This is a genomic window from Salinimicrobium oceani, from assembly GCF_012037645.1.
In genome coordinates this window covers 1-692 of record NZ_JAAVJR010000151.1, presented here as the reverse complement: position 1 = coordinate 692, position 692 = coordinate 1, and the positions used below count along the sequence as shown (strand labels likewise).

Below are 692 nucleotides of genomic sequence, written 5' to 3'. Positions count from 1 at the left end.
GAAAAGAGGAATGAGCACCGGTTACGCGGGAGTGCAAAACGATCTTTTCGAAATGGATAATTGTTTTCTGTTATTTGGGGATGCCAAAGATTCTTTGACACAGCTTGTGGATCAACTGAAATTGATCTCGAAATAAATCTATAAAGCGCATGAAAAATTCTCAAGAGACATTTACAAAACAGGATATTGAATATTTACAGCATTGCCTGGTTTTAGCTGAAGAAGTTTTAAATGCCGGGGACGAGCCTTTTGGGTCTATTCTGGCCTAAAATAAATGCAAGATCAGTTAATGTAATATTATTTAGCTGTAATTCAGGTAATAGAGCAATTGCTTCAACCACTAGTATTCGTAAGATATTTTTATAAATTGCCGTCAATAATGAATTTTCAGACTTTCATCCTTCACTTTAAATTGAAATGAAGATAAAAGATAAGAGAAGATTATTAACATATCGTAATCTTCTAGACGAGCCAATAAAATTTAATCCTTTTGTATTTAGCCGCCACTTTTTCCTTTGGGTAATTCTTGGGATCATTGGCGGTCTTATTGCCGGCGTTTACTGGATCATTCTGGAATTTATGATGCACGGGTTAGCCATTTTTGAAGGCTGGCAGGTAATTCCCACAATGGCTATCTCCGGATTGCTGGCAGGACTCATTATTCATTTTATTGGTGACCCTGGCGAGATCGA

At 36.8% G+C, this 692-nt stretch carries 1 protein-coding gene and 1 pseudogene; both read left to right on the top strand.

Annotated elements, in window-relative coordinates:
* The first annotated feature begins 10 nt into the window (after positions 1-10).
* Positions 11-136 (top strand): NAD(P)(+) transhydrogenase (Re/Si-specific) subunit beta, encoded by a 126-nt coding sequence (locus HC175_RS24650; protein WP_262887240.1) that lies wholly within the window; start codon positions 11-13, stop codon positions 134-136.
* A 281-nt stretch (positions 137-417) separates the two neighbouring features.
* A pseudogene (locus HC175_RS15955) lies at positions 418-692 on the top strand (chloride channel protein); the annotation flags it as partial.